Source organism: Nitrospira lenta, assembly GCF_900403705.1.
GTDB lineage: Bacteria > Nitrospirota > Nitrospiria > Nitrospirales > Nitrospiraceae > Nitrospira_D > Nitrospira_D lenta.
This window is the reverse complement of record NZ_OUNR01000009.1, coordinates 1-1378: the sequence shown is the minus strand read 5'-3', so window position 1 is coordinate 1378 and position 1378 is coordinate 1. Positions and strand designations below refer to the sequence as shown.

Sequence of the window (1378 nt, the reverse complement as noted above, 5' to 3'; positions counted from 1 at the left end):
GGCCCTCGAAATAGGTGAGGGGCGGAGCGCCCGACGGCACCCCACCCCTCCCTGAAGCGAGCCTGACTTAACTTACAGCCAGGTTACGCGCTCGGCCGGCCGAATGTAGATCGGCTCTTCGACCTGAATACGCGCCACTTCCTTGCCCGACTTGTTGAAGCCCAACACGGTATCGTTGTACATCTCAAAACGCTTCCCGTGAATCTGAGTCTCAAACACCTTCGGACCAGGAATGACATCGTACCGGAAGACGATCTGCTGACTGGCTCTCCAGAGCTGGAGGACCGCCAACAGTTCGCGGCTGGGCACGAGATACTTCTCGATGGCGTTGTCCACGCCCGGGCCAAACATCTGCCGCGCATAGCCACGAGGGCTGTGCCGCGGGGGGATGTAGTAGCCGTTGGGCTCGGTGCCCCACTGTGGGTACAGCGGGAGCGCCACCTGCTCCACACGAATCGTGTAGTACAGGGGATGCCACCGATCTTCGGCCCAGAGACCGTCCTCGCCGATGCGCACCAGGCTCTGCATGCGGATCTTGCCGACGCAGGCTGCCATACAGCGCGTTTCCATCGGTTCGCCACCGGTCAACGGGTCCTTGCCTTCGATACGCGGATAGCACGCGATGCACTTCTCAGACACGCGTGTGGTTCCACGATACATCGGCTTCTTGAACGGGCACTGTTCCACGCACTTCTTGTACCCGCGGCACCGATTCTGGTCGATCAACACAATGCCGTCTTCCGGCCGCTTGTAGATCGCCTTGCGCGGGCAGGCGGCCAAGCAGCCTGGGTACGTGCAGTGGTTGCAAATGCGCTGGAGATAGAAGAAGAACGTTTCATGCTCCGGCAAGGAGCTGCCCGTCATCTTCCACGGTTCGTCCCGTGAAAATCCGGTCTTGTCGATGCCTTCCACGAGGGCGCGCATCGAGGTCGCCGTATCTTCATAGATGTTCACGAACCGCCACTCCTGGTCCGTCGGAATGTACCCGATCGCCGCCTGGCCCACTTTGGCGCCGGCGTCGAAAATGGTCATGCCTTCGAACACGCCGTAGGGCGCATGGTGCTTGCGTCCCACGCGGACGTTCCACACCTGCCCACCCGGGTTCACTTGCTCGATGAGCTGGGTGATCTTCACGTCGTAGAACTGTGGATAGCCGCCGTACGGCTTCGTTTCCACGTTGTTCCACCACATGTATTCCTGCCCCTTCGAGAAGAGCCAGGTCGACTTGTCGGCCATCGAACAGGTCTGACACGCCAAGCACCGATTGATGTTGAACACAAAGGCAAACTGCCACTTCGGATGCCGTTCCTCGTAGGGATACAGCATCTTCCGTCCCAGTTGCCAGTTATACACTTCTGGCATTGTGAATCCTCCTTGT

At 59.5% G+C, this 1378-nt stretch carries 1 protein-coding gene; it reads right to left on the bottom strand.

Annotated elements, in window-relative coordinates; genetic code table 11:
* Positions 1-72: 72 nt before the first annotated feature.
* Positions 73-1362, bottom strand: a complete 1290-nt coding sequence (locus NITLEN_RS06335; RefSeq protein ID WP_121988766.1) for a 4Fe-4S dicluster domain-containing protein — start codon at positions 1360-1362, stop codon at positions 73-75.
* Positions 1363-1378 lie beyond the last annotated feature (16 nt).

Excerpts from the sequence above, each read along its gene's own strand:
- NITLEN_RS06335 (WP_121988766.1), bottom strand. The coding sequence starts at position 1,362 with ATGCCAGAAGTGTATAACTGGCAACTGGGACGGAAGATGCTGTATCCC.